This window comes from Streptomyces sp. SAI-127 (assembly GCF_029894425.1).
Classification (GTDB): Bacteria; Actinomycetota; Actinomycetes; order Streptomycetales; family Streptomycetaceae; genus Streptomyces.
In genome coordinates, this window is the sequence record NZ_JARXYJ010000001.1 from 7,687,665 (window position 1) to 7,714,302 (window position 26,638).

Below are 26,638 nucleotides of genomic sequence, written 5' to 3' on the forward strand. Positions count from 1 at the left end.
TCTTTGCCTGAAGAGTGCGGGGATCAGGCCTTCAGGGCCGCCTCGAGCGCCGTGTTGAAGTCGGCGACCGTCATCGGCGCGCTCTTGCCGTCGGAACCGGTCAGCGTCTTGCCGTCCATCTTCAGGGTCGGGGTGCCGGTCACGCCGTCCTTGTTGAACTTCTCGGACATGTCCAGGGCCCACTTGTCGTAGGTGCCGTTCTTCACGGCGTTCTGGAAGGTCTTGTTGTCCTTCAGCTCCGGGACGGTCTGCGCGATCTTGATGAGGTAGGCGTCGTCCTTGAACTTGTCGGTGTCCTCGGCGGGGTGCCACTTCGTGGTGTACATCGCGGTCTTGTACTTCAGGAACGCCTCGGGGCTGACGTTCAGCGCCGCGCCGAGCGCGCTGAGGCCGTTCTTGGAGCCCTCGCCGCCGAGGTTGCCGTCGAGGAAGCTGGCGCCGACGTACTGGATCTTGAACTTGCCGTCCTCGACGTCCTTGTCGACGGTCGAGCCGACGGTCTGCTCGAACTGGGCGCAGACGGGGCAGCGCGGGTCCTCGTACATGACGAGGGTCTTCTTGGCGGTGCTCTTTCCGATGACGACCGTCGTGCCGTTGGTGCCCGTGCTGTTGGCCGGCTTGACGAGCTTGTCGTTCTTCGCCTCTTCCCAGTAGCTGGGCTTGTTGTTCTGGACGACCGCGTAGCCGATGCCGCCGGCTATCGCCAGGACGCCGACGACGGAACAGGCGACGATGACCTGCCGCTTGACCTTGTCGCGCTTGGCCTGGCGCTCGCGCTCCTGCCGCAGCCGCTCACGGGCGGCGGTCTTCGAGGCCTGGCTGTTCCGCTTGCTCATGGTGGTGTTCTCCATCAAGGGGACGCGCACACGTCGTGTGCGGGGATACGTAGGTCGGGACTGGTGGTGCTCAGGGGCTGCTCGGCTCAGAGGGCAGCGGTCGAGCACGGCGGTCCACGCCGTCCCAGGGAGTGCACGAGGATCTCGTCGAGAGCGACGGCCGTACGGCGGCCGGGGCGCACCGGGCGGGCCGGCTCCGGCTCCGACCGCACGGTCAGCGCGGCGGCCACCAGGAGGAGCGGCCGGAAGGTCGTGGCGGCCACGGCCCGCAGCAGCTGGGCCAGGGCCCGCTCGCCGCGGCGCAGCCAGGCGGCCGCGAGCAGGCCGACACTGAGGTGCGCGCCCAGCAGCAGCCAGGCGGTCTGCGGGTCGGCGTGCGCGAGCAGGCCGCCGAGCCGGTCGGGGTCGGTGCCGGTCATCCGGGCCAGTGGCGAGCCCACGCTGGTGCCGTCGCCGCAGAACACGTCCCAGCCGACCGAGCGCAGCGGGCCCGCCACCGGGCCGCCCGCGGCGCCGTAGCAGACGTGCTGGCCGGTGGTGAAGACGGTGTCGGCGGCCAGCTCCAGCGGGATCAGCACGGCGGCGATCCGCCCGAAGCCGCGCTCCCGGCCGGCCAGCGCGTAGGCGAGCACGAACACGGCGACGGCGACCGCCGCCACCGTGTTGAGGGGCAGGGGAGCCCGGGACAGCAGCACGTGCGACGCGGTGCTGAGCGTCACGACGAGTGCCGTGAACAGCGCCGCGCGGAGCGCTCGTAGCTGGGTCCCGGATATGTCCATAGCGTGGAGAGTGTGTCACGCGGGCCTGTAAGGGACCCCTAAAGGATCCCTGTGAGCGGCCCTATCGTTATGGGAAGCGCGATGAGCCCTGTCACAGACCCGGAATCCGGCCGTTGCGGAAGAGGTCGACGAAGGTCTGGTGGTCGGCACGCGCGCGTGCGCCGTAGCTGTGCGCGAAGTCGACCAGGAGAGCCGCGAAGCCGTCCTCGTCCGCCGCGATCGCCGCGTCGATGGCCCGCTCGGTGGAGAAGGGCACCAGGGACTCCCCTGAGGTGTCGTCCGCCGCCGCGTGCATGGTGGCCGTGGCCCGCCCGAGGTCGGCGACGACCGCCGCGATCTCCTCCGGGTCGTCGATGTCGCCCCAGTCCAAATCCACGGCGTACGGCGAGATCTCGGCGACCAGCTGGCCCGCGCCGCCCAGCTCGGTCCAGCCGAGCCACGGGTCGGCGTGCTGCTGGAGGGCGCGCTGGGAGATCACCGTGCGGTGGCCCTCGTGCTGGAAGTAGTCGCGGATCGCCGGGTCGGTGATGTGCCGGGAGACGGCCGGGGTCTGGGCCTGCTTGATGTAGATCACGACGTCGTTCTCCAGGGCGTCGGTGTGCCCCTCGAGCAGGATGTTGTACGACGGCAGACCGGCCGATCCGATGCCGATGCCGCGGCGGCCGACGACGTCCTTGACGCGGTAGGAGTCCGGGCGGGACAGGGAGGCCTCCGGGAGGGTCTCCAGATAGCCGTCGAAGGCCGCCAGCACCTTGTAGCGGGTGGCCGCGTCCAGCTCGATGGAGCCGCCGCCCGGCGCGAAGCGGCGCTCGAAGTCGCGGATCTCCGTCATCGACTCCAGGAGGCCGAAGCGGGTCAGGGCGCGGGCGTCGCGCAGCGCGTCCAGGAGGGGGCCCTGGGCGGTGTCCAGGGTGAAGGGCGGCACCTCGTCGCTCTTGGCGCCGGTGGCCAGGGCGTGGATCCGCTCGCGGTACGCGCCCGCGTACACCTCCACCAGTTCGGTGATCTGCTCGTCGCCGAGGGCCTTGGCGTACCCGATCAGCGCGACGGAGGCGGCGAAGCGCTTGAGGTCCCAGGTGAAGGGGCCGACGTACGCCTCGTCGAAGTCGTTGACGTTGAAGATCAGCCGGCCGTTGGCGTCCAGGTAGGTGCCGAAGTTCTCCGCGTGCAGGTCGCCGTGGATCCACACGCGCGAGGTGCGCTCGTCGAGGTACGGGCCGCCCCTCTTCTCCGCGTCCAGGTCGTGGTAGAAGAGGCACGCCGTACCCCGGTAGAACGCGAACGCGGAGGCCGCCATCTTCCGGAACTTCACGCGGAACGCTGCCGGGTCGGCGGCCAGGAGCTCGCCGAAGGCGGTGTCGAAGACAGCGAGGATCTCCTCGCCGCGGTGCTCGTCGTTGAGCTGCGGAACCGACATCGCGGGGTGCCTCCTGGTGCATGTGTACGACAGCGTTTCTGTCGTCAGTTCAACGGGCGGGGCCGGGTGAAAGTGCCCGCGACCCTCGTTGTGAAGGTACGCGGGGCGACCCCCGGAGTGTCAGTGCCGAGGCATAGACTTCGACGCTGTCCCCCGAACTGTCCGTCCGCCTGTCGTCGAGTGTTTTCCATGGAGGCCACGCCGTGTCAAAGCCGCCGTTCACGCACCTGCACGTCCACACCCAGTACTCGATGCTGGACGGTGCCGCGCGGCTCAAGGACATGTTCGACGCGTGCAACGAGATGGGCATGACCCATATCGCCATGTCCGACCACGGCAACCTGCACGGGGCGTACGACTTCTTCCACTCTGCGAAGAAGGCCGGGGTCACCCCGATCATCGGGATCGAGGCATATGTCGCGCCCGAGTCCCGGCGCAACAAGCGCAAGATCCGCTGGGGGCAGCCGCACCAGAAGCGGGACGACGTCTCGGGTTCGGGTGGTTACACCCACAAGACGATCTGGGCGGCGAACAAGACCGGCCTGCACAACCTCTTCAAGCTCTCCTCGGACGCGTACGCCGAGGGCTGGCTGCAGAAGTGGCCCCGCATGGACAAGGAGACCATCTCCCAGTGGTCCGAGGGGCTCATCGCCTCCACCGGCTGCCCCTCCGGCGAGCTCCAGACCCGGCTGCGCCTCGGCCAGTTCGACGAGGCGCTGAAGTCCGCCGCCGAGTACCAGGACATCTTCGGCAAGGACCGCTACTTCCTGGAGCTGATGGACCACGGCATCGAGATCGAGCACCGGGTCCGCGACGGCCTTCTGGAGATCGGCAAGAAGCTCGGCATCCCCCCGCTGGTCACCAACGACTCGCACTACACGTACGCGCACGAGGCGACCGCCCACGACGCCCTGCTGTGCATCCAGACCGGCAAGAACCTCTCCGATCCGGACCGCTTCAAGTTCGACGGCACCGGCTACTACCTGAAGTCCACGGACGAGATGTACGCCGTCGACTCCTCGGACGCCTGGCAGGAAGGCTGCCGCAACACGCTCCTGGTGGCCGAACAGGTCGACACCGAGGGCATGTTCGAGGCCAAGAACCTCATGCCGAAGTTCGACATCCCCGAGGGCTACACCGAGGTCACCTGGTTCAAGGAGGAGGTCCGCCGCGGCATGGAGCGCCGCTTCCCGGGCGGCATCCCCGAGGACCGCCAGCGGCAGGCCGAGTACGAGATGGACGTCATCATCCAGATGGGGTTCCCGGGTTACTTCCTCGTGGTCGCCGACTTCATCATGTGGGCCAAGAACAACGGCATCGCCGTCGGCCCCGGCCGAGGCTCCGCGGCCGGCTCGATCGTCGCCTACGCCATGGGCATCACCGACCTCGACCCGATCCCGCACGGTCTGATCTTCGAGCGGTTCCTCAACCCCGAGCGCGTCTCCATGCCCGATGTCGACATCGACTTCGACGAGCGCAGGCGCGTCGAGGTGATCCGGTACGTGACCGAGAAGTACGGCGCCGACAAGGTCGCCATGATCGGCACGTACGGCAAGATCAAGGCGAAGAACGCCATCAAGGACTCCGCGCGCGTGCTGGGGTACCCGTACGCGATGGGCGACAGGCTCACCAAGGCGATGCCGGCCGACGTCCTCGGCAAGGGCATCGACCTGAACGGCATCACCGACCCCTCGCACCCCCGCTACAGCGAGGCCGGCGAGATCAGGTCGATGTACGAGAACGAACCGGACGTGAAGAAGGTCATCGACACCGCCAAGGGCGTCGAGGGCCTGGTCCGGCAGATGGGTGTGCACGCGGCCGGCGTGATCATGTCCAGCGAACCCATCGTCGACCACGCCCCGATCTGGGTGCGCCACACCGACGGCGTGACCATCACCCAGTGGGACTACCCGCAGTGCGAGTCGCTCGGCCTGCTGAAGATGGACTTCCTGGGCCTGCGCAACCTCACGATCATGGACGACGCCATCAAGATGGTGAAGGCCAACAAGGGCATCGACCTGGAGATGCTCGCCCTGCCGCTGGACGACCCCAAGACCTTCGAACTGCTCTGCCGCGGTGAGACCCTCGGTGTCTTCCAGTTCGACGGCGGCCCGATGCGCTCGCTGCTCCGCCAGATGCAGCCCGACAACTTCGAGGACATCTCCGCCGTCTCGGCCCTCTACCGGCCGGGCCCGATGGGTATGAACTCCCACATCAACTACGCCGAGCGCAAGAACGGCCGCCAGGAGATCACGCCGATCCACAAGGAGCTGGAGGAGCCCCTCCAAGAGGTCCTCGCGGTCACCTACGGCCTGATCGTCTACCAGGAGCAGGTGCAGAAGGCCGCGCAGATCATCGCCGGCTACTCGCTCGGCGAGGCCGACATCCTGCGCCGCGTCATGGGCAAGAAGAAGCCCGACGAACTGGCGAAGAACTTCACCATCTTCCAGGCCGGCGCCAAGAAGAACGGCTACAGCGACGAGGCGATCCAGGCCCTGTGGGACGTCCTGGTCCCCTTCGCCGGCTATGCCTTCAACAAGGCGCACTCCGCCGCGTACGGACTGGTCTCCTACTGGACCGCGTACCTCAAGGCCAACTACCCGGCCGAGTACATGGCCGCGCTGCTCACCTCGGTGAAGGACGACAAGGACAAGTCGGCGGTCTACCTCAACGAGTGCCGCCGCATGCGCATCAAGGTGCTCCCGCCGAACGTCAACGAGTCGGAGCACAACTTCGCCGCCCAGGGCGACGACGTCATCCTCTTCGGGCTCGAAGCCGTGCGCAACGTCGGTACGAACGTGGTCGAGTCGATCATCCGCAGCCGCAAGGCCAAGGGGAAGTACGCCTCCTTCCCCGACTACCTCGACAAGGTCGAGGCGGTCGCCTGCAACAAGCGCACCACGGAGTCGCTGATCAAGGCGGGCGCGTTCGACACGATGGGGCACACCCGCAAGGGCCTCACCGCGCACTTCGACTCGATGATCGACAACGTGGTCGCGGTCAAGCGCAAGGAGGCGGAGGGCCAGTTCGACCTCTTCGGCGGGATGGGGGACGAGGACACCAGCGAGCCCGGCTTCGGCCTGGACGTGGAGTTCACCACCGAGGAGTGGGACAAGACCTATCTGCTCGCACAGGAGCGGGAGATGCTCGGTCTGTACGTCTCCGACCACCCGCTCTTCGGCCTGGAGCACGTGCTGTCCGACAAGGCCGACGCGGGCATCGCCCAGCTCACCGGCGGTGAGCACTCCGACGGCGCGGTCGTCACCATCGGCGGCATCATCTCGGGCCTCCAGCGCAAGATGACCAAGCAGGGCAACGCCTGGGCGATCGCCACCGTCGAGGACCTCGCCGGTTCCATCGAGTGCATGTTCTTCCCGGCGACCTACCAGCTGGTGTCGACGCAACTCGTCGAGGACGCCGTGGTGTTCGTCAAGGGCCGCCTCGACAAGCGCGAGGACGTACCCCGGCTGGTCGCGATGGAGCTCCAGGTCCCCGACCTGTCCAACGCGGGCACCAACGCTCCCGTGATCCTCACCATCCCGGCGCTGAAGGTGACCCCGCCGATGGTCAGCAGGCTCGGCGAGATCCTCAGCCACCACAAGGGGGAGAGCGAGGTCCGCATCCGGCTCCAGGGCCCCAGCAAGACCACGGTCCTGCGGCTGGACCGGCACCGCGTGAAGCCGGATCCGGCGCTCTTCGGGGACCTGAAGGTGCTGCTCGGACCGTCCTGCCTGGCGGGCTGACCCACCAGGGCCCGGACCATGCAGAGGGGCGCACTCCTGACGGGGTGCGCCCCTCTGTGTACCTGGGTCTCAACAACCCTTTATGCAGATGTCAGTTGTGACCGAAGCTCTTCTGCCGGCCCTTGCGGGCGACATCGCCGGGGGTCACCTGCGTGGCACGCTGCTCGGTCTGTGCCTCCATCGAGGAGTGCTGGGCCTCCTGCTGGCCACGCTCGGACTGCGGCTGCTTTCGGTTCTGCTTCTTGTTCTTGGCCATGGTGATCTGCCTCCTGAGGGGGATCTAGGGGCCAGGGCCGGGACCAGATTCACATACGCTGGCAAGAGGCGCATTTCGGATAATTACCGTGTGTGACAGGGAATGTCGCCGGGCGATGCCCCGAAACGCCACGCCGAAGATCGAGTTCGGGCCGTTAACCCTCGCGTGGTCGGGCAGACTCGAAGGAAGCCCGAAGCAAACCTCCCGGAAAGAGGGTGGATCGCGTGGACCGCTGCATCGTCCTGGTGGACGCCGGGTATCTGCTGGGGGCCGCCGCCAGTCTCCTTGCCGGGGAGCCCTCCCGTTCCCGTATCACCGTCGACCACGCCGCCCTCGTCCAGGGGCTGCGCGACCGGGCCGAGTCCGACACGGAACGGCCCCTGCTGCGCATCTACTGGTTCGACGGCGCCCCCGACCGCGTCCCGCAGCCCGAGCACCGCAGGCTGCGCGTGATGCCCCGGGTCACCGTCCGGCTCGGCGCCCTGACCCGCAGCGACGGACGCTGGGCCCAGAAGGGCGTGGACGCCGCCATGCACGCCGAGCTCACCGAGCTGGCCCGCAACCGCGCCTGCTCCGACGTCGTGCTCGTCACCGGCGACGGGGACCTGCTGCCGGGCATGATGGCCGCCAAGGAGCACGGGGTCGCCGTACACCTGTGGGCCGTGCAGGCTGCCGACGGGGACTACAACCAGTCGGAGGACCTGGTCGCCGAGGCGGACGAGCGGCGGGTGCTGGACCGTACATGGATCACCAAGGCCGTACGCGCCAAGGAACTCGGCGGGATCTGCGCGCCGCCGCCCGTGCCGCGGCCCGAGATCGCCGCGATCCTCTCGGCGCCGCTGCCCGAGTCCGCGCCCTCGTCCGCGCCCGAGCGGACCGCGGAGGAGCGCGAGCACGCCACGGCCGCCCCTTCGGAGAACGGCACGCAGGAGCGGGTGCCGGCGCCCAAGGGAGTGCCGACGCCCAAGGACCTCGCCGCGCTGCGGGCGCCCGGTACCCAGGCCGCGCAGCACCCCGCGAGCGCGACCCTGCGGTGGTCCTCCGACAAAGGCTGGGTCGACCGCCCCGGTGGTGCCGCCGAGCCGCCCGAGGTCGCCTCCATGCCGACGCTCGCGCAGCTGACCACGGCGGAGCAGCGGTGGGCCGACCGGGAGGAGGACATCACCACGGTCGGCGGGGACCCCTTCGAGGTGGGGCAGGTCTTCGCGCGGCGGTGGATGGAACGGCTGGGGGACCAGGCGCATCTGCAGCGGCTGTCCGGGATGTATCCGCGGGTGCCGCACCGGATCGACGGGGAGCTGCTCAGGTACGCGGCGCGGTTCGGGCTGCTCGCGCACAAGGACGACCAGATCGACGAGCACGACCGTTACGCGATCCGGGCCGGCTTCTGGCGGGAGATCGATGTGCGGACGGCGGCGGAGCACGCGCCCGCGGGGGAGTGAAACGGCACATACGCCGCCCCAAGGGGGAACAGGACGCCCCCACCCCGTAGTCTCGTCCTTTGTGAGTACGCGCGCGGCACAGGCACTTCGGCACGGTGGTGATGTCGTGTGTGCGGTGCGCGGGCTGACCAAGACCTATCCCGCGGTGCGCGGGCGGCGCGGGGCACCGGGGACACCCGAGGTGCGGGCCACCGACGCGGTGGAGCTGGACATCCGGCGGGGTGAGATCTTCGGGCTGCTCGGGCCGAACGGCGCCGGGAAGACCACGCTCGTACGGCAGCTGACAGGGCTGATGCGGCCCGACCGCGGCAGCGTCGAGATCCTCGGGCACGACATCGTGCGCCACCCGGACCGGGCCTCACGGATTCTCGCCTACCTCGGCCAGGAGTCCACCGCCCTCGACGAACTGACCGTCTCGCTCGCCGCCGAGACCACCGGGCGGCTGCGCGGCCTGGAGGCGCGGCGGGCACGGGCCGAGCGGGACGCCGTACTGGAGGAGCTGGGGCTCACGCCGATCGCCGGACGACCGCTGAGGCGGCTGTCCGGCGGGCAGCGGCGGCTCGCGTGCTTCGCTTCGGCGCTCGTGGGGGAGCGGCCGCTGCTCGTGCTCGACGAGCCGACCACCGCGATGGACCCCGTGGCGCGGCGCGCGGTGTGGTCCGCCGTGGACCGGCGGCGGGCCGAGCGGGGCACGACCGTGCTGCTCGTCACCCACAACGTCATCGAGGCGGAGACGGTCCTGGACCGGGTCGCCGTCCTCGACCAGGGCCGGGTGATCGCCTGCGACACACCCACCGGCCTCAAGGAACAGGTCGCGGGAGAGGTCCGCGTCGACCTCGTGTGGCGCGAGGCGGCCCCGCTGCACGTGCCCGAGGTCGCCGCGCTCCAGGACCGTGCCGTGGCCTCCGGGCGCCGCTGGACGCTGCGGCTCGCCCCCGAGGAGGCCCGCGCGGTCGTGGCCACCGTCACCGGCGGGGCCGCGTTCGCCGCGCTGGACGACTTCACGCTCGCCACGCCCAGCCTGGAGGACGTGTACCTCGCGCTGGGCGGGGCCGCGCAGCAGGGGCTGGTGAAGGCTTGACCACTTTGAGTACGCGGACGGCCGTATCCGTACGTCACAGGGCGACCGCCGGAGCGAAGAGGAGCAGAGCCACGTGAGTGTCGTACCCGTCGAGGTTCTGCCTGGTGGCGTGCCGGCCGTCGAGGAGACGGGCCGCGCCGCGGCCGCCGAGCTCGGGCCGCGCGCACGGCTGTGGCCGTCGCTGGCGGCCGTCTACCGGGCGCAGCTGTCCCGCGCGCGGGTCGCGCGCATCCCGCTGCTGTTCGTGGCGACCTTCCAGTCGATCGGCATCATGGTCCTGATGCGGGGGGTCGTGGACGGCGGGGGCGAGGCCCGGTCCGTGGTCGCCGGGGCGTCCGTGCTGGTCGTCGCCTTCGTCGCGCTCAATCTGCTCGCGCAGTACTTCGGGCAGCTGCGGGCGAGCGGCGGGCTGGATCACTACGCCACCCTGCCGGTGCCGCCGGCCGCCGTGGTGCTCGGCGCCGCGGGGGCGTACGCCTCCTTCACCGTGCCCGGGACCGTGGTGACCGCCGTGTTCGGGTGCGTGCTGTTCGGGCTTCCGCTGGCCCATCTGTGGGTGCTCGTGGCGGTGATTCCGCTGGCCGGTGCGGCCCTGGCGGGGCTGGGTGCCGCGCTCGGGCTGCTCGCGCCCCGGCCGGAACTGGCCACCTTGCTGGGACAGCTCGGGATGTCCGCCGCGCTGCTGCTCGGGGTGCTGCCCGCCGAACGGATGCCCGAGGCGGTGCGGTTCACGCGGGATCTGTTGCCCTCGACCTACGGCGTCGAGGCGTTCGCACGTACCTTCGGGCCGCATCCCGACTGGGCCTTCGTGCTCGGTGACCTCGCCGTGTGCGGCTGCGTGGGCGTGGTCTCGCTGGCCGTCGCCACCTGGGCGTATCGCCGGGCGGCCGTCCGGTGACGCGCCGCACAGGCGGGCCTGGCACGATGTCAGGGTGACCGCACCGTTGACTCCTCCTCCGCCGCCCCACGAACCGTCCTCGCACGATCCGTGGCAGGCCCCTGACGCCCGGTACGCGGCTCCCGCCGAAGCCCCGTACGGGCAGGACGGGCCCGGCATGAAGACCGAGCTGCTGGAGGCCGTGGTGGTCACGGTCGCCGTGGCGGTCCTCGGGGCGCTGCTCGGGGTGCTGTGGTGGTGGCTGGCGCCGCATGTGCCGCTGGTCGGGGATGTGGACGAGCAGGGCAGCTGGGTCGTCTATCTCAAGGACACCGAGGGCGAGCAGGCGGTCGGGGTGGACGGGACGTTCACCCTGCTGGCGCTGGCCTTCGGCTTTGTGAGCGCGCTCGCGGTGTTTCTCTGGCGGCGGCGGGGCGGGGTGCCGCTGGTGGTGGGGCTGGCCGTCGGAGGGGTGCTGGGGTCCTTGCTCGCGTGGCGGGTGGGGATGTGGCTCGGGCCGACCTCGGATGTGCTCGCCCATGCGAAGGCCGTGGGCAAGGGAGTCACGTTCTCCGCGCCGCTGAAGCTGGGGGCGAAGGGGGCGTTGCTGGCCTGGTCGCTGGCCGGGCTTGTCGTGCATCTGGGGCTGACGGCGTTGTTCGGACCCCGGGATCCTGAGCCCATATATGGGGACGCGGTCCCCAAGGACGGGTACGGAGCGCCTGCGCAGTAGGGGAACTTCGACCCCGTCCCGGCCCTATGCCGGCCGCCTGCCGTGGTTCGAGCGGCCCTTCTTGGTGCGCCATTTGCGTTTCCGTGTTTTCTTCGACATGCCCCTTCTGCTTAACCGAGGAAGGGGGGTCCGTCGAGGGGTCACGCGCGGGCGATGGGCGCCAGGACCGCTTTCGTGAGGTGGGCCAGGTCGGTCGGCGCCAGTTCCACCTCAAGGCCCCGGCGGCCGGCCGAGACGCAGATCGTGTCGTGGGTGGAGGCAGAGGCGTCGAGGACCGTGGGGAGCTTCTTGCGCTGGCCCAGGGGAGAGATGCCGCCGCGGACGTAGCCCGTGGTGCGTTCGGCGAGGGCCGGGTCCGCCATCGCCGCCCGTTTGCCGCCCGCCGCCGTCGCCAGGGCCTTCAGGTCCAGTGAGCCCGCCACCGGGACCACCGCCACCGTGAGGGCCCCGTCCACGTCCGCCACCAGCGTCTTGAAGACGCGGTCGGGGGAGACGCCCATCGCCTCGGCCGCCTCCTCGCCGTAGGAGGGGTGGGAGGGGTCGTGGTCGTAGGAGTGCACGGTGAAGGGCACGCCCGCGGCGGTCAGGGCCACCGTCGCGGGGGTGCCTCCCGACTGCTGTTGCTTCTTCTGCTTCTTCGGCATCCGGCGGCTCCGGCCTCAGTTCAGACTCGTCGGGCCGAGCGTCAGTTCCGACGCCGGCAACGACGGAAGATTACGGATGATCGCCGTCTCCGCGCGCAGGAGTTTCAGTTCGTCCCGGAGCCGGGACGCGGTGTCGGGGGCCTGGAGCAGCCGCTGCTTCGTGGGGGTGTCCAGCATCATCGCGGCCGCCACCAGGTACGACACCACGGACGGTTCGTCCGGGAGCTCCGTGCCGGACGACAGGGTGCGTTCCCTGGCCCCCGCCAGGCGCTTCTGGTACTGGAGGAAGGCCCGGAGGACTCCTTCCGCCAAGGGACCGGACTCGTCGCCCGCCTCCTCCGGCAGCTCCTCCAGTTCGGCCGTCAGATACGGGCCCGACGTGTCGACGGACAGCAGCCGGACCCGGGTCGTGCCCGTCGCCAGGACCTCGAACGTGCCGTCCGCCCGCTCTCGTATCGTCGCCGCGTCCGCCACGCAGCCCACCGCGTGGAACGCCTTGACCGGGTCGTCGCCGAAGCCGGCCGCGGGCCCGCGCTCGGGCACGGCCGTCTGGTCCGGCAGGCCGGGTGCGCTGGGCGCCACCTCGTGGCCGTCGCGGATCGCCACGACGGCGAACCGGCGCGGTTCCTCCTCAGGCGTCTTCAGCAGTTCGCGCATCATGGCGCGGTAGCGCTCCTCGAAGACGTTGAGAGGAAGCACGAGCCCCGGGAACAGAACCGAGTTCAGGGGGAAGAGCGGGAGCCGCACGGTGGTCACGGCGCCAAAGCCTAATGGCCTCCGGAGCGGACACGTCCCCCGTGCTCACTCCGTGGATGGATCAGGGCGTGCCGCCGGACCTCCTCGCGGACCTCCAGGAAGCGGCCCAGCGGGTCCTCGGACTCCCGGCCCCACGGGAACGAGGTCGCGTACGGGCCGATCATGCGCAGCTGATCCAGAGCGTCCGTCCAGCGGCCGAGGCACACCAGGACGTACGCCAGCTTGTTGCGGACCTCGGCCGGCCAGAGGTCGGCCGCCGCGAAGGTGGCGGACAGCTCGATCGCCCGGTCCGCCGCCGCGTCCAGCCGCTCGCGCGGCACCGCGGTGCCGCCGCCCTCGGTCAGACAGGCGAGGGCCGCCCGCGTGGGCAGCGCCTGGATGAGAGATCCGGGCGGGGCGTCCTGTGCGGCCCGGTCCGCGAAGTCGAAACACTCGCGGTACGAGCCGCGCCAGGAGGTCGCCAGATAGCGCAGAGCGGCGACGTGGCAGCCGTAGTGGAGCGGGGCGCGCCTGAGGGCCGCCTCCCACAACTCCCCGAAGTAGGTGTGCCCCGCCTGCGAGCCGCGCGCGTGGTCCAGCGCGATACGCCACGGCACCGGGTCGCGGTCCTCGCCGCGCGCCGCGGCCGTGATCAGAGGGCTCACCTCGCGCAGCAGCTCCGCCCGGGCCGGTGAGTCCCAGACGCGGTCCACCGCGAGCTGGGCGCCCAGCAGCAGCTGGTCCGGGTCGTACGGGGCCTCGGCGCGCCAGGCGTCGTACCACTCGGGGCGCGAGCGGGCGAAGCCGGAGAGCCGCCGGACGTAACGGTCGCGCAGCTCCCAGGCGGCGCTCTCCCGGGTTGCGGCGAGCAACTCGGCCGCACGCCCGTACCCGCCCTGCCCGGCCGCGACCAGCGCAGGACCGAGCCGGTCGTCAGGCACGTCGAGCAGCACCTCGTCGTCGGCGGGCAGTCCGCCGGTGAGGTGGTAGGGGGGAATCCGTGACGCGCGGATGAAGGGGGGCAGCAGAGCCATGGTGTCGACCATTGAAGGACCGCGGGTCAACCCTGCGCCAGTGCGCACGTGCAACTCGTGGAAAGTTGTACGGCGGATGGTCAAGGAGAGGTAAAGACGAGACCTTTGTTCACCTTCCGCACCACGGGCCTCCTTAATTCCGCCGCAACATCCTCGTGGCCCCCGCCGCCACGGTGGTCGCCAGGATCCAGCCGAGGAGGACCATCGCGGCCGCCAGCCATTGCCAACCGCCACGCAACTGCCAGAAACCGACCTGTCCCAGGTCGATCACCGGGAGCAGGAGGTCGAGGGCGAAGAGGGCGGGATTCCAGACCGGATGGTCGCCGCCCTTGAGCGGCGGATGGCTCGCGTGTGCGAACGCCACGGAACCCGCCGCCCACAGCACCGCCATCCATACGGCGGCCCGGCCGGGCCGGTAACCGTAGGCGACCGTCCAGTCCTGCACGTACCCCCACAGCTTGGCGGCCAGCGGCAGACTCTCGCGGCGCCGGCGCTGCTTGGCGAGCAGCACCTCGCGCGCGTCCTCGTCCTCGCCCCCGGCCCGCAGCACGGACGCGAGCCTCTCGTACGGCTCCGGGTTGTACTCGGCGGTCGCGGCCGCCACCCACTCCAGCCGCTCGGCCAGCGGGAAGGGGCCGTGCGGTACGAGGTTCTCGTAGACGAAGCCGCCCATGTGGAGGTTGCCCGGCCCCGGCCAGGCGCTCGCCCGGTCCACGAGGTTGCCGACCCGCGCCCCCGAGAGGACCACCTTGCCGCGCTGCGGCTTCTCACCCAGGAAGCGCAGCTCCGGGGCCTGGACCCGGCGCAGCGACAGCTCCTGGTCCTCCGTGAAGACGAAGCGGGCCCGCTCGAGGTCGACCGCGTCCCCGAACCGGCCGTCGTCCAGCCGCACGCCGCCCAGGCACTCGAAGCGCTGGATCCGCGTCCCGCGCGCGGGGGTCGCCCCGCTCAGCATGGAGGCGCCGACGCCCGCGGGGGTCAGGTACAGCGTGCGCTCGACGGTCAGCTGGGGGGCGTTCAGCGCGAGCCGGGTGTACGGGTTGTTGAGCCGGGCGCCACGCAGGCTCAGCGAGACGCCGATGGTGGCGCTGCGCAGGCTCAGCTCGCCGTGCGACTCCAGGAGCTCGGCCTGCAGGTCCTGGCCCACGGTCATGCCGTCGGCGGCGATCGAACGGCCGCTGCGGTCGCGGTAGACGATCGCCTGGTTCATCAGCAGATCCGTGCCGATGTGCGCGTCGGTCAGTCGTACGCCGTTGTGGAAGCGGCAGCGCGGCAGATGCAGATCGCCCTCCGTGTGCACCCTGGCGGCCTCCAGCCGCGGCACCGAGCAGTCCACGAACCGCGCGGTGGTGAAGCGGGCCTCCGGCAGCAGGATCTCCCGCTCGAAGCGGCAGCCCTTCATCTCCAGGTACGGCACGACCGTGCCGCCCGCGAGGTCCAGGGTGCCGCTGATCTGCACGCCGGTGAGCTTCAGGGACGAGACCCGGCCGGCGAGCGCGGGCGGACCGTCCAGGAGCAGCCAGCACACGATACGCGCGCGTACCGTCCGTTCGGGGCCCCAGGGGTGCCCGCCGTGCGGATCGTCGACGACGGTGTCGCCGCTGCTCAGGTCGTACACGGTGCCGTTGCGGAAGGCCTGCCACATACCGGCCTCGGCGGCGGTCAGATCGTCCGGCAGGTCTCCGTCCCGGATCCCGGCCCCCTCGGTCACGGTTCTTCCAGCCCCTCGGTCACTTGTGATTCGTACAACCGTTCATGCCCGCTGAGTAACCCCCTGAACGCTAGACGTGAAGGCGATCTTCCGGGTTGCGTATCAGCCATTGGAATGCGCGAACGGGCCCTGACGAGGGTCTGAGAGAATTGACGACGTGATCTCCCGAATCGATCTGCGCGGCGACGCCCTCCCCGAGGGCCCCGCCCTGCGCGACCTGCTGCCCCGAGCCGACTTCGACGTTCAGGCCGCCCTGGAGAAGGTGCGTCCGATCTGCGAGGCCGTGCATCATCGGGGCGACGCGGCGCTGATCGACTTCGCGGAGAAGTTCGACGGGGTGCGGCTGGAGTCGGTACGGGTGCCGGCCGCCGCTCTGGACAAGGCGCTCGAAGAGCTCGACCCCGCCGTGCGCGCGGCCCTGGAGGAGTCCATCCGCCGCGCCCGTCTCGTCCACCGCGAGCAGCGCCGTACGACCCACACGACCGAGGTCGTGCCCGGCGGTTCCGTCACCGAGAAGTGGGTGCCGGTCGACCGGGTCGGGCTGTACGCGCCGGGTGGCCGCTCGGTCTACCCGTCCTCCGTGATCATGAACGTGGTGCCCGCGCAGGAGGCGGGAGTGGAGTCCATCGCGCTCGCCTCGCCCGCCCAGGCCCCCGCTTTTGAAAATGACCCAGCCGGCGGGCTCCCGCACCCGACCATCCTCGCCGCGTGCGCGCTGCTCGGCGTCGACGAGGTCTACGCCGCCGGTGGCGCGACCGCCGTCGCCATGTTCGCGTACGGCACCGAGTCCTGCCCGCCCGCTCCCATGGTCACCGGCCCCGGCAACATCTGGGTCGCCGCGGCCAAGCGCTACTTCACGGGCAAGATCGGCATCGACGCCGAGGCCGGCCCGACCGAGATCGCGGTCCTGGCGGACTCCTCCGCCGATCCGGTGCACGTGGCCGCCGACCTGATCAGCCAGGCCGAGCACGACCCGCTGGCCGCCGCCGTCCTGGTCACCGACTCCGTCGAACTCGCGGACGCGGTCGAGAAGGAGCTGGAGCCGCAGGTCGCGGCCACCAAGCACATCAAGGACCGGATCGTGCCCGCCCTGAAGGGCAGGCAGTCCGCGATCGTCCTCGTCGACGGCATCGACGAGGGCCTCAGGGTCGTCGACGCGTACGGCGCCGAGCACCTGGAGATCCAGACGGCAGACGCCGCCGCGGTCGCCGACCGGGTGCGCAACGCCGGCGCGATCTTCATCGGGCCCTGGGCGCCGGTCTCGCTCGGCGACTACTGCGCCGGGTCCAACCACGTGCTCCCGACCGGTGGGTGTGCCTGCCACTCCTCCGGACTGTCCGTGCAGTCCTTCCTGAGGGGCATCCACATCGTCGACTACACGAAGGACGCGCTGGCCGACGTGGCGCATCACGTGGTGACGCTGGCGGAGGCGGAGGACCTGCCCGCCCACGGGGCGGCGATCAAGGCCCGGTTCGGGTGGAAGGTGCCGACGAGCAAGTGAACTTCGGAATCGACGATCTTCCCGTACGGGACGAGCTGCGCGGCAAGTCCCCCTACGGCGCGCCCCAGTTGGACGTCCCCGTACGGCTGAACACCAACGAGAACCCCTACCCGCTGCCCGAGCCGCTGGTCGAGCGCATCGCCGAGCGCGTCCGCGAGGCCGCCCGCGATCTCAACCGATACCCGGACCGGAACGCGGTCGAGCTGCGCACCCAGCTCGCCAAGTACCTCACCGACACCGCGGGGCACGAGGTCGGCCTCGCCAACGTCTGGGCGGCGAACGGCTCCAACGAAGTCCTCCAGCAACTGCTGCAGACCTTCGGCGGACCGGGCCGTACGGCGATCGGTTTCGAGCCGTCGTACTCGATGCACGCCCTCATCGCGCGCGGCACCGGCACGGGCTGGATCTCCGGCCCGCGCAACGAGGACTTCACGATCGACCTCGCCGCCGCCGAGAAGGCCATCGCCGAGCACCGGCCGGACGTCGTCTTCATCACCACGCCCAACAACCCCACGGGCACCGCGGTCCCGCCCGAGACGGTCCTCGCGCTGTACGAGGCCGCGCAGGCGGCGAAACCCTCGATGGTGGTGGTCGACGAGGCGTACATCGAGTTCAGCCACGGCGACTCGCTGCTGCCGCTGCTCGAAGGACGGCCGAATCTCGTCGTCTCGCGGACGATGTCGAAGGCGTTCGGGGCCGCCGGCCTGCGCCTCGGCTACCTCGCCGCGCACCCGGCGGTCGTGGACGCCGTACAGCTCGTACGGCTGCCCTACCACCTGTCGGCCGTCACACAGGCCACCGCGCTGGCCGCCCTGGAGCACACCGACACCCTCCTGAAGTACGTCGAGCAGCTGAAGGCCGAGCGGGACCGGCTGGTCGCCGAGCTGCTGGAGATCGGCTACGAGGTCACCGCCTCGGACGCCAACTTCGTGCAGTTCGGCCGCTTCGACGACGCCCAGGCGATGTGGCGGAAGATCCTCGACCGGGGCGTCCTGGTCCGGGACAACGGCGTGCCCGGCTGGCTGCGGGTGACCGCCGGAACCCCCGAAGAGAACGACGCGTTCCTCGACGCGGTCCGTGAGTTGAAGAAGGAGCAGAGCGCATGAGCCGCGTAGGACGTGTGGAACGAGTGACCAAGGAGACCTCGGTCCTGGTCGAGATCGATCTCGACGGGTCCGGGAAGGTCGAGGTGTCGACAGGCGTCGGCTTCTACGACCACATGCTCGACCAGCTCGGCCGGCACGGTCTGTTCGACCTCACCGTGAAGACCGAGGGCGACCTGCACATCGACTCCCACCACACCATCGAGGACACCGCTCTCGCGCTCGGCGCCGCCTTCAAGCAGGCGCTCGGCGACAAGGTGGGCATCTACCGCTTCGGCAACTGCACGGTCCCGCTGGACGAGTCCCTCGCCCAGGTCACCGTCGACCTCTCCGGCCGCCCCTACCTCGTGCACACCGAGCCCGAGAACATGGCGCCGATGATCGGCGAGTACGACACCACGATGACCCGGCACATCCTGGAGTCCTTCGTCGCCCAGGCGCAGATCGCGCTGCACGTGCACGTGCCCTACGGACGCAACGCGCACCACATCGTGGAGTGCCAGTTCAAGGCGCTGGCCCGGGCCCTCAGGTATGCCAGCGAGCGCGACCCGCGCGCGGCCGGCATCCTCCCCTCCACGAAGGGCGCGCTGTGACCGGCCTCTCGACCCTCCTGATCGTCGTCGGCCTCTTCCTGGCCGGCGGCATCTACTCGTTCGTCAAGCAGGACATGCCGAAGAGCCTGATCGTGCTGCTCTCCATCGGCGCCGCGATGTGTCTGGTCGCGGGCGTCGTGAGGCTGGAGGTGTGGAATTGAGCGCATCCAAGCGAGTGGTCGTCTTCGACTACGGCTTCGGCAACGTGAGGTCCGCCGAGCGCGCCCTCGCGCGCGCGGGAGCCGACGTCGAGATAACGCGTGACTACGACACGGCCATGAACGCCGACGGTCTGCTGGTGCCGGGCGTCGGTGCCTTCGCCGCCTGCATGAAGGGTCTGCACGAGGCCCGCGGGGACTGGATCGTCGACCGCCGGCTGTCCGGCGGGCGCCCCGTGATGGGCATCTGCGTCGGCATGCAGATCCTCTTCGCGCGCGGCATCGAGCACGGCGTGGAGAGCGAGGGCCTCGACGAGTGGCCCGGCTCGGTCGAGCCGCTGCAGGCCGAGATCGTGCCCCACATGGGCTGGAACACCGTCGACGCGCCGGCCGACTCCCAGCTGTTCGCCGGCCTGGACGCGGACGCCCGCTTCTACTTCGTGCACTCCTACGCCGTCCACGAATGGTCGCTGGAGACGCACAACGCGGCGATGACGGCCCCCAAGGTCACCTGGTCGACCCACGGCAAGCCCTTCGTGGCCGCCGTGGAGAACGGCGCCCTGTGGGCCACCCAGTTCCACCCCGAGAAGTCCGGCGACGCCGGTGCCCAGCTCCTCACCAACTGGATCGGAACACTGTGAGCAAGCTCGAACTCCTTCCCGCCGTCGACGTGCGCGACGGCCAGGCCGTCCGGCTCGTCCACGGCGAGTCCGGCACGGAGACCTCGTACGGCTCCCCGCTGGAGGCCGCGCTGTCCTGGCAGCGGTCGGGCGCCGAGTGGCTGCACCTGGTCGACCTGGACGCGGCGTTCGGCACCGGTGACAACCGTGAGCTGGTCCGGCAGGTCACCGAGGCGATGGACATCAAGGTGGAGCTGTCGGGCGGCATCCGGGACGACGCCTCGCTGGCGGCCGCCCTCGCCACCGGCTGCACCCGGGTGAACCTCGGCACCGCCGCCCTGGAGAGCCCCGAGTGGGTCGCCAAGGTCATCGCCGAGCACGGCGACAGGATCGCGGTCGGTCTGGACGTCCGCGGAACGACGCTGAAGGGCCGCGGCTGGACCCGCGACGGCGGCGACCTCTACGAGACGCTGGACCGGCTCAACTCCGAGGGCTGCGCCCGCTATGTCGTCACCGACATCGCCAAGGACGGCACGCTCCAGGGCCCGAACCTGGAGCTGCTGCGCAACGTCTGCGCGGCGACCGACCGCCCGGTGGTGGCCTCGGGTGGGGTGTCCTCGCTGGACGACCTGCGGGCCATCGCCGAGCTGGTGCCCCTCGGTGTCGAGGGCTCCATCGTCGGGAAGGCCCTGTACGCGAAGGCGTTCACCCTGGAAGAGGCCTTGGAGGCGGTGACCAAGTGAGCGACGTACGACGCGTCACGACCGGCGGGCCCTGGGAGGAGACCTTCGGGTACTCCCGCGCGGTGGAACTGCCGAACGGCCTCGTGCTGGTCTCCGGCTGCACCTCGGTGGTGGACGGCGAGATCGTCGCGGGCGACCCGTACGAGCAGACGGTCAACGCCTTCGACGTCGCGTTCGCGGCGCTGGGACAGCTGGGGCTCGGCCGCGAGGACGTCGTGCGGACGCGCATGTACATCACCCACGCCCGGGACGTGGACGAGGTCGGACGGGCTCACAAGGAGCTGTTCGACGCCGTCCGGCCCGCCGCGTCCATGATCATCGTCTCCGGCTTCGTGGACCCGAGTCTGGTCGTCGAGGTCGAGGTGGAGGCGTTCCGGGGAGTGTCCTCATGACCTTGGCCGTACGAGTCATCCCCTGCCTGGACGTGGACAACGGCCGGGTCGTCAAGGGCGTCAACTTCCAGAACCTGCGCGACGCGGGCGACCCCGTCGAGATGGCCAAGGTGTACGACGCCGAGGGCGCCGACGAGCTGACGTTCCTGGACATCACCGCGTCGTCCGGCAACCGTGAGACGACGTACGACGTGGTGCGCCGCACCGCCGAGCAGGTGTTCATCCCGCTGACGGTCGGCGGCGGTGTCCGCACGGCCGAGGACGTGGACAAGCTGCTGCGGGCGGGCGCGGACAAGGTCGGGGTGAACACCGCGGCCATCGCGCGCCCCGAGCTGATCAAGGAGATCGCCGAGCGGTTCGGCCGGCAGGTGCTGGTGCTGTCGGTGGACGCGCGGCGCACCGCTGAGGGGACCTTCGAGGTCACCACCCACGGCGGCCGCCGCGGTACCGGCATCGACGCCGTGGAGTGGGCGCACCGGGCGGCCGAGCTGGGCGCCGGCGAGATCCTGCTCAACTCGATGGACGCGGACGGCACCAAGGACGGCTACGACCTGGAGATGATCGAGGCCGTCCGCAAGCACGTGACGGTGCCGCTGATCGCCTCCGGCGGCGCGGGCAGGCTCGACCACTTCCCGCCGGCGATCGGCGCGGGCGCGGACGCGGTGCTGGCGGCCTCGGTGTTCCACTTCGGTGATCTGCGGATCGGCGAGGTGAAGGAAACGCTGCGGGGGGCGGGGCACCCGGTGCGGTGACGCCCTTGTCCGGCTGAGCCCCGGTCGTCGAGACGGCCGGGGCTTTCCTGCTGCTCGCCGTGCGCGGGCGCGTGCCGCATGCCGGGCACGTGATGGTGTACGCCTGCCTCGGCGGGGCGGTCGCGATCGGCGCCCTGGCCTTCGTTCCAGGGGTGCTCGCGGCTGTCGGGGTCGCCCTGCTGATCGGGCTGCTCGCAGGACTCAATGTGCGGGCTCGGCGGGGTGGTCGCGCTGTGCGCACGGAACCTGCGCCGCGCCGAGCTCCCGACGTGACCTCAGATCCCGAGCTCCTTCGCCTCGTGCAGCTTGGCGATCGCCTCCTTGTCGCCGTCCAGATCCACCTTGGCCGCGCTCTGCCGGCCGTACAGGAACAGCAGCAGCTCCGACGGCTCACCGGTCACCGTGACGACCGGTGTGCCGCGGTGGGCGACCGCCGTCTGGCCGTCCGGGCGGCGCAGGACCAGGCCGGTGGGCACGCTGCGGCCCATCAGCCGGGCGCTGCGCTCCAGACGGGACCACAGGGCGTCCTGGAAGACGGAGTCCAGCTCGCGCGGCGCCCAGTCGGGGCGCGCCCGGCGGACGTCCTCGGTGTGGACGTAGAACTCCACCGTGTTCGACAGCTCCTCGACCTGCTTGAGCTGGAACGGCGAGAAGCGCGGCGGGCCGGTGCGGATCAGCTGGATCAGTTCCTCGTAGGGCTTCTCGGAGAACTCGGTCATCACCCGGTCCAGGCGGGACGCGAGCTGCTTGATCAGCAGGCCGCCGGCGGCGTCGGGACGGCGCTCGCGCACCACCACGTGCGCCGCGAGATCGCGGGTGAGCCAGCCCTCGCAGAGAGTGGGGGCGTCGGGACCCTCGGCCTCCAACAGGTCGGCGAGGAGAAGTCGTTCACGCTTGGCGAAAGTCGACATGCAGTCAGCCTACGGCCGCCCGACGGGTCCGCCCAGTGGACACGGCGCCGGGCTTGTCGGTGGCGCGCGGCACAATGGCAACCATGACCAGCACGCCCCCACCCAGCAACCTCGACCCGGAGATCGCCGCGCGCCTCAAGCGCAGCGCCGACGGGCTCGTCCCCGCCATCGCCCAGCAGTACGACACCGGTGAGGTGCTCATGCTCGGCTGGATGGACGACGAGGCGCTGCACCGCACGCTGACCACCGGCCGCTGCACCTACTGGTCGCGCAGCCGCCGGGAGTACTGGGTCAAGGGCGACACCTCCGGCCACTTCCAGTGGGTCAAGTCCGTCGCCCTGGACTGCGACGCCGACACCGTGCTGGTCAAGGTCGACCAGGTCGGTGCCGCCTGCCACACCGGCGCGCGCACCTGCTTCGACGCGGACGTGCTCCTCAAGGACGGCGCTGATTCCGGTGCCACCGCCTCGGATCAGTAAGGTCAGCCGCCATGGACCTCGAGACCTTCCGCAAGCTGGCCACCGACCGCCGTGTCATCCCCGTCACGCGCAAGCTCCTGGCCGACGGCGACACCCCGGTCGCCCTCTACCGCAAGCTCGCCGCCGAGCGCCCCGGCACCTTCCTGCTGGAGTCCGCGGAGAACGGCCGCTCGTGGTCCCGCTACTCCTTCGTGGGCGTGCGCTCGGCCGCGACCCTGACGGCACGCGACGGCCAGGCCCACTGGCTCGGCACCCCGCCCGTCGGCGTCCCCGTCGACGGCGACCCGCTCGCCGCCCTGCGCGCCACCATCGAGGCCCTGCACACCCCGCACCAGGAGGGCCTGCCGCCCTTCACCGGCGGCATGGTCGGCTACCTCGGCTACGACATCGTCCGCCGCCTGGAGAAGATCGGCCCCGGCGAGCGCGACGACCTGAAGCTCCCCGAGCTGACCATGCTCCTGACCAGCGACCTCGCGGTCATGGACCACTGGGAGGGCTCGGTCCTGCTGATCGCCAACGCGATCAACCACAACGACCTCGACACCGGCGTGGACGAGGCCCACGCGGACGCGGTGGCCCGCCTGGACGCCATGGAGGCGGACCTGTCCCGCGCGGTGGCCCAGCCCCCGGCGGTCCTGCCGCCCTCCGAACTGCCCGAGTACACCGCGCTCTGGGGCGGCCCCGACTTCCAGGAGGCCGTCGAGGACATCAAGGAGCGCATCCGGGCCGGGGAGGCCTTCCAGGTCGTCCCCTCCCAGCGCTTCGAGACGCCCTGCACGGCAAGCGCGTTGGACGTCTACCGCGTCCTGAGGGCCACGAACCCGTCCCCGTACATGTACCTGTTCCGCTTCGACGGTTTCGACGTCGTGGGCTCGTCCCCCGAAGCCCTGGTCAAGGTCGAGGACGGGCACGCCATGGTCCACCCCATCGCCGGCACCCGGTGGCGCGGGGCGACCCCGCAGGAGGACCAGGCCCTCGCCGACGAGCTGCTCGCCGACCCGAAGGAGCGCGCCGAGCACCTGATGCTGGTGGACCTCGGCCGCAACGACCTGGGGCGCGTCTGCGAGCCGGGCTCCGTGGAGGTCGTCGACTTCATGTCCGTCGAGCGGTACTCCCACGTGATGCACATCGTCTCGACGGTCACCGGCAAGGTCGCGCAGGGCCGCACCGCCTTCGACGTCCTGACCGCCTGCTTCCCCGCGGGCACCCTCTCCGGCGCCCCCAAGCCCCGCGCGATGCAGATCATCGACGAACTCGAGCCGTCCCGGCGCGGGTTGTACGGCGGGCTGTGTCGGCTACCTCGACTTCGCGGGCGACTCCGACACCGCGATCGCGATCCGTACGGCCCTCCTCCGCGGCGGCACGGCCTACGTCCAGGCCGGTGCCGGCATCGTCGCCGACTCCGACCCGGTCGCCGAGGACACGGAGTGCCGCAACAAGGCGGCGGCGGTGCTGCGGGCGGTCCACACGGCGAACCGGCTCGGCAAGTAGGCGTCTTCACCGAGGAATGGGGCGCTTCTCACGGAGCCCCGGGTGCCCGTTCGCCCGGGGTTCGGGTGATAGTGGGGTACGTGACTGCTGTACCTCACCCCCGTTCCGAAGCCGCCGGACCCGCCAGGGCCGGACGTCTGAGTCTCGCCGTCGCTCTGCTGTGCGGCGCGCTCGGCGCCGCCGTGGCGCTGCTGTCCACCCGTCAGCGGTGGTCCGAGGGCACCGCGACCGTGGCGGGCGGCGCCTTTCCCCTGACCGCCAAGGGCAGTGACGTCACGGGCGTCCCGGCCGCCCTGGCCATAGTGGGCCTTGCCGCGCTCGTCGCCGTCTTCGCCGTCCGCAAGGCCGGGCGGCTCCTGGTCGCCGCGCTGCTCGCGCTGTCCGGCGCGGGGATCGTCGCCGCGGCGCTGTTCGGGGCGGGTGATTCGTCCGCGCTGGACGAGCAGGCGGCCCAGGCCTCCGGCGACACCTCGGCGACGGTCGCCGCTCTCTCCCACACCGCCTGGCCGTACGTCGCGGCGGTGGGGGGTGCGCTGATCCTGCTCGCCGGGTTGCTCGCCCTGCGCTACGGGCGGTCGTGGCCCGCGATGTCCGGACGGTACGAGCGGGACGGGGCGCCCCGGGTGCGGCGCAAGGCGGCCGTTGTGGATCCCGACCGGCCCGAGGACATCTGGAAGGCCCTCGACCGGGGAGAAGATCCAACGGGGGCATAGCGGTCGCCCGCAAAGCGCGACCCCGGATCACTTTGCGCCCTCGCGTACGGGACAATGACTTCGAGCGTCCGGCTCAGACACGTACTTCAGCACCTAGGAGCAAGCAATGGCGGGCAGCAGCCACGGTCACACCCCGGCCGCCTGGACCGGTGTCACTATCGCCTTCATCGGTTTCTGCGTCGCGGGCGCCTTCATGGTGATGGCCCAGCCGGCGGGCTTCTGGGCCGGTATGGCGATCGTGGTCATCGGTGGTGTCGTCGGCTGGATCATGAGCGCGATGGGGATGGGCATGCCCAAGGACGCCCACAAGGCGCTCGTCACCTCGCAGCAGCGTGAGACGGCCGAGGCCAAGAGCTGACACGCGCAGAACCTCGTGGAGGGGCGGCCGGGCGGAAGCGCCGGAGCCGCCCCTCACGCGTGCGTGGGGCCCTACAGGGCACAATGCGAGGCGTGAACGCCGACACCCAGCGCGCACCCCGACTCACCGGGCTCGCCGTCCCGGGCGGAATCCTGGCGGCCGTCGCCGGGGCCTTCGCGTACGTGGGGACCGTGGACCCCAACCAGCCCGGCCACTATCCCGTCTGCCCGCTTTACCAGATCACCGGCCTCTACTGCCCGGGCTGCGGCGGTCTGCGCAGCGCGCACGCGTTCATCCACGGTGACTTCCTGGCCGCCCTCCAGGACAACGCGATGGCCGTTGTGGGCTATCTGGGCTTCGCCGTGCTGTGGACCGTCTGGGTGGTCCGTGCGGCCCGTGGCCGACCGCTGCGGCTCGCTCTCGGGCCCGTGCACCTGTGGACACTGGGGACATTGCTGCTGGTCTTCACGGTTGTCCGGAACCTGCCGTTCGGTGGCTGGCTTCATCCTTGATCAATTGGCGAAGGTCCAGTATGGGGGAGGGACCGGCGTCAACCTGATGCGAGGCCTACGCCCTCCTGCGGATACCATCGCAGTGACCACTAGTTTCATCAGTCGCCCGAACTGCCGACCGTCTGGAAGGGGGCCGCTCGCGTGAGTGTGCTCGACGAGATCATCGACGGAGTCCGTGCCGACCTCGCGGAACGGCAGGCGCGCGTCAGCCTCGACGAGCTCAAGGAGCGCGTGGCGAAGGCTCCCGCGGCCAAGGACGGCGTGGCCGCCCTGCGCGGCGACGGCGTCAAGGTCATCTGCGAGGTCAAGCGCTCCAGCCCCTCCAAGGGCGCGCTGGCCGCGATCGCCGACCCGGCGGGCCTGGCCGCGGACTACGAGGCGGGCGGCGCGGCCGTCATCTCCGTCCTCACCGAACAGCGCCGTTTCGGCGGCTCGCTGGCCGACCTGGAGGCCGTCCGCGCGCGGGTGGACATCCCGGTCCTGCGCAAGGACTTCATCGTCACGTCGTACCAGCTCTGGGAGGCCCGGGCCTACGGCGCCGACCTCGTACTGCTCATCGTCGCGGCCCTGGAGCAGCCCGCCCTGGAGTCCCTGATCGAGCGCGCCGAGTCCATCGGGCTCACCCCGCTCGTCGAGGTCCACGACGAGGACGAGGTCGAGCGGGCGGTGGACGCGGGCGCGAAGATCATCGGCGTCAACGCGCGTAACCTCAAGACCCTCGAGGTCGACCGCGGCACGTTCGAGCGCGTCGCCCCCGAGATCCCCGCCAACCTGGTCAAGATCGCCGAGTCGGGTGTCCGCGGCCCGCACGACCTGATCGCCTACGCCAACGCCGGCGCCGACGCGGTCCTGGTGGGCGAGTCCCTGGTCACCGGCAAGGACCCGAAGACAGCGGTCTCCGACCTGGTGGCGGCGGGCGAGCATCCGGCCCTGCGGCACGGGCGCGGCTGATCTTTCGCTAGGGTTGCCCCGATGACTCTCACGACGACAACTACGGACAGGTACGCCCGCCTCGCGCGCGGCT

General features: G+C 70.6%; 27 protein-coding genes and 2 pseudogenes. 20 read left to right on the top strand and 9 right to left on the bottom strand.

Going from position 1 to position 26,638, the window contains the following annotated elements; translation table 11 throughout:
* Positions 1-23: 23 nt before the first annotated feature.
* The 3 genes from M2157_RS35310 to M2157_RS35320 all read right to left on the bottom strand — a co-directional run bounded on the left by M2157_RS35310 (position 24) and on the right by M2157_RS35320 (position 3,032).
* Entirely contained in the window at positions 24-836 is an 813-nt protein-coding gene (locus tag M2157_RS35310) for a thioredoxin domain-containing protein (protein WP_280857002.1), read from the bottom strand.
* An 86-nt stretch (positions 837-922) separates the two neighbouring features.
* On the bottom strand, positions 923-1,615 hold the full coding sequence (locus M2157_RS35315; protein WP_280857001.1) for a hypothetical protein: 693 nt from the start codon (positions 1,613-1,615) through the stop codon (positions 923-925).
* 91 nt (positions 1,616-1,706) lie between these two features.
* The gene (locus M2157_RS35320) at positions 1,707-3,032 is read right to left on the bottom strand and encodes a DUF2252 domain-containing protein (protein WP_280867250.1); all 1,326 of its coding nucleotides are present in this window, start codon (positions 3,030-3,032) and stop codon (positions 1,707-1,709) included.
* Positions 3,033-3,235: 203 nt separating this feature from the next.
* On the opposite strand from M2157_RS35320, the gene dnaE reads away from it, so the two are divergent.
* On the top strand, positions 3,236-6,775 hold the full coding sequence (dnaE, locus tag M2157_RS35325; protein ID WP_280856999.1) for a DNA polymerase III subunit alpha: 3,540 nt from the start codon (positions 3,236-3,238) through the stop codon (positions 6,773-6,775).
* A gap of 91 nt (positions 6,776-6,866) precedes the next feature.
* Here the strand turns inward: dnaE and M2157_RS35330 are convergent, their stop codons facing one another.
* Positions 6,867-7,031 carry a hypothetical protein gene (locus M2157_RS35330; protein ID WP_280856998.1) on the bottom strand — a complete coding sequence of 55 codons (165 nt, stop codon included), beginning with the start codon at positions 7,029-7,031 and terminating at the stop codon, positions 6,867-6,869.
* A gap of 224 nt (positions 7,032-7,255) precedes the next feature.
* Between M2157_RS35330 and M2157_RS35335 the strand changes: the two genes are divergently transcribed.
* The 4 genes from M2157_RS35335 (at position 7,256) to M2157_RS35350 (ending at position 11,164) form a co-directional block, all read left to right on the top strand.
* Complete coding sequence (locus M2157_RS35335; RefSeq protein ID WP_280856997.1) at positions 7,256-8,473, top strand: NYN domain-containing protein; 1,218 nt, start codon at positions 7,256-7,258, stop codon at positions 8,471-8,473.
* 106 nt (positions 8,474-8,579) lie between these two features.
* Positions 8,580-9,554, top strand: coding sequence for an ABC transporter ATP-binding protein (locus tag M2157_RS35340; protein ID WP_280858978.1), 975 nt, complete (start codon positions 8,580-8,582; stop codon positions 9,552-9,554).
* Between the two features lie 73 nt (positions 9,555-9,627).
* Positions 9,628-10,452, top strand: coding sequence for an ABC transporter permease (locus M2157_RS35345; protein ID WP_280856996.1), 825 nt, complete (start codon positions 9,628-9,630; stop codon positions 10,450-10,452).
* A 34-nt stretch (positions 10,453-10,486) separates the two neighbouring features.
* The gene (locus M2157_RS35350) at positions 10,487-11,164 is read left to right on the top strand and encodes an AAA family ATPase (RefSeq protein ID WP_280856995.1); all 678 of its coding nucleotides are present in this window, start codon (positions 10,487-10,489) and stop codon (positions 11,162-11,164) included.
* Between the two features lie 140 nt (positions 11,165-11,304).
* Here the strand turns inward: M2157_RS35350 and ybaK are convergent, their stop codons facing one another.
* The 4 genes from ybaK to M2157_RS35370 all read right to left on the bottom strand — a co-directional run bounded on the left by ybaK (position 11,305) and on the right by M2157_RS35370 (position 15,288).
* Positions 11,305-11,808, bottom strand: coding sequence for a Cys-tRNA(Pro) deacylase (gene ybaK / locus M2157_RS35355; RefSeq protein ID WP_280856994.1), 504 nt, complete (start codon positions 11,806-11,808; stop codon positions 11,305-11,307).
* A 15-nt stretch (positions 11,809-11,823) separates the two neighbouring features.
* Positions 11,824-12,564, bottom strand: a complete 741-nt coding sequence (locus tag M2157_RS35360; protein WP_280856993.1) for an LON peptidase substrate-binding domain-containing protein — start codon at positions 12,562-12,564, stop codon at positions 11,824-11,826.
* Between the two features lie 11 nt (positions 12,565-12,575).
* On the bottom strand, positions 12,576-13,589 hold the full coding sequence (locus tag M2157_RS35365) for a hypothetical protein (RefSeq protein WP_280856992.1): 1,014 nt from the start codon (positions 13,587-13,589) through the stop codon (positions 12,576-12,578).
* A 121-nt stretch (positions 13,590-13,710) separates the two neighbouring features.
* Positions 13,711-15,288 carry an oxidoreductase gene (locus M2157_RS35370; RefSeq protein WP_280867251.1) on the bottom strand — a complete coding sequence of 526 codons (1,578 nt, stop codon included), beginning with the start codon at positions 15,286-15,288 and terminating at the stop codon, positions 13,711-13,713.
* A gap of 157 nt (positions 15,289-15,445) precedes the next feature.
* On the opposite strand from M2157_RS35370, the gene hisD reads away from it, so the two are divergent.
* The 9 genes and pseudogenes from hisD to M2157_RS35415 all read left to right on the top strand — a co-directional run.
* Positions 15,446-16,789, top strand: a complete 1,344-nt coding sequence (gene hisD / locus M2157_RS35375; protein WP_280867252.1) for a histidinol dehydrogenase — start codon at positions 15,446-15,448, stop codon at positions 16,787-16,789.
* A complete protein-coding gene (locus tag M2157_RS35380; RefSeq protein ID WP_280856989.1) occupies positions 16,786-17,895 on the top strand; it encodes a histidinol-phosphate transaminase in 1,110 nt (369 codons plus the stop codon). The genes hisD and M2157_RS35380 overlap by 4 nt, the downstream gene beginning before the upstream one ends.
* Positions 17,892-18,485 carry an imidazoleglycerol-phosphate dehydratase HisB gene (gene hisB / locus M2157_RS35385; RefSeq protein WP_007381383.1) on the top strand — a complete coding sequence of 198 codons (594 nt, stop codon included), beginning with the start codon at positions 17,892-17,894 and terminating at the stop codon, positions 18,483-18,485. The genes M2157_RS35380 and hisB overlap by 4 nt, the downstream gene beginning before the upstream one ends.
* Complete coding sequence (locus M2157_RS35390) at positions 18,482-18,646, top strand: hypothetical protein (protein ID WP_057618481.1); 165 nt, start codon at positions 18,482-18,484, stop codon at positions 18,644-18,646. Before hisB ends, M2157_RS35390 begins: the two co-directional genes overlap by 4 nt.
* Entirely contained in the window at positions 18,643-19,284 is a 642-nt protein-coding gene (gene hisH / locus M2157_RS35395) for an imidazole glycerol phosphate synthase subunit HisH (RefSeq protein ID WP_280856987.1), read from the top strand. The genes M2157_RS35390 and hisH overlap by 4 nt, the downstream gene beginning before the upstream one ends.
* Entirely contained in the window at positions 19,281-20,006 is a 726-nt protein-coding gene (gene priA / locus M2157_RS35400) for a bifunctional 1-(5-phosphoribosyl)-5-((5-phosphoribosylamino)methylideneamino)imidazole-4-carboxamide isomerase/phosphoribosylanthranilate isomerase PriA (RefSeq protein WP_280856986.1), read from the top strand. Before hisH ends, priA begins: the two co-directional genes overlap by 4 nt.
* A complete protein-coding gene (locus tag M2157_RS35405; protein WP_280856985.1) occupies positions 20,003-20,398 on the top strand; it encodes a RidA family protein in 396 nt (131 codons plus the stop codon). The genes priA and M2157_RS35405 overlap by 4 nt, the downstream gene beginning before the upstream one ends.
* Positions 20,395-21,150: an imidazole glycerol phosphate synthase subunit HisF gene (gene hisF, locus M2157_RS35410; protein WP_280867253.1), complete on the top strand. Its 756-nt coding sequence runs from the start codon at positions 20,395-20,397 to the stop codon at positions 21,148-21,150. The genes M2157_RS35405 and hisF overlap by 4 nt, the downstream gene beginning before the upstream one ends.
* A gap of 47 nt (positions 21,151-21,197) precedes the next feature.
* Positions 21,198-21,423: pseudogene (locus tag M2157_RS35415) on the top strand (hypothetical protein); the annotation flags it as partial.
* A gap of 2 nt (positions 21,424-21,425) precedes the next feature.
* Here the strand turns inward: M2157_RS35415 and M2157_RS35420 are convergent.
* Positions 21,426-22,061, bottom strand: coding sequence for a TIGR03085 family metal-binding protein (locus M2157_RS35420; protein WP_280867254.1), 636 nt, complete (start codon positions 22,059-22,061; stop codon positions 21,426-21,428).
* Between the two features lie 83 nt (positions 22,062-22,144).
* Between M2157_RS35420 and hisI the strand changes: the two genes are divergently transcribed.
* The 6 genes and pseudogenes from hisI to trpC all read left to right on the top strand — a co-directional run bounded on the left by hisI (position 22,145) and on the right by trpC (position 26,565).
* Positions 22,145-22,540 (top strand): phosphoribosyl-AMP cyclohydrolase, encoded by a 396-nt coding sequence (gene hisI, locus M2157_RS35425; RefSeq protein WP_280867255.1) that lies wholly within the window; start codon positions 22,145-22,147, stop codon positions 22,538-22,540.
* Positions 22,541-22,551: 11 nt separating this feature from the next.
* Positions 22,552-24,031: pseudogene (locus M2157_RS35430) on the top strand (anthranilate synthase component I).
* 80 nt (positions 24,032-24,111) lie between these two features.
* Positions 24,112-24,744 (top strand): TIGR02234 family membrane protein, encoded by a 633-nt coding sequence (locus M2157_RS35435; RefSeq protein ID WP_280867256.1) that lies wholly within the window; start codon positions 24,112-24,114, stop codon positions 24,742-24,744.
* Between the two features lie 106 nt (positions 24,745-24,850).
* Positions 24,851-25,102, top strand: a complete 252-nt coding sequence (locus tag M2157_RS35440; RefSeq protein ID WP_057618472.1) for an HGxxPAAW family protein — start codon at positions 24,851-24,853, stop codon at positions 25,100-25,102.
* An 83-nt stretch (positions 25,103-25,185) separates the two neighbouring features.
* Entirely contained in the window at positions 25,186-25,614 is a 429-nt protein-coding gene (locus tag M2157_RS35445) for a DUF2752 domain-containing protein (RefSeq protein WP_280856980.1), read from the top strand.
* Positions 25,615-25,755: 141 nt separating this feature from the next.
* On the top strand, positions 25,756-26,565 hold the full coding sequence (gene trpC, locus M2157_RS35450; RefSeq protein ID WP_266525497.1) for an indole-3-glycerol phosphate synthase TrpC: 810 nt from the start codon (positions 25,756-25,758) through the stop codon (positions 26,563-26,565).
* Positions 26,566-26,638: the final 73 nt, after the last annotated feature.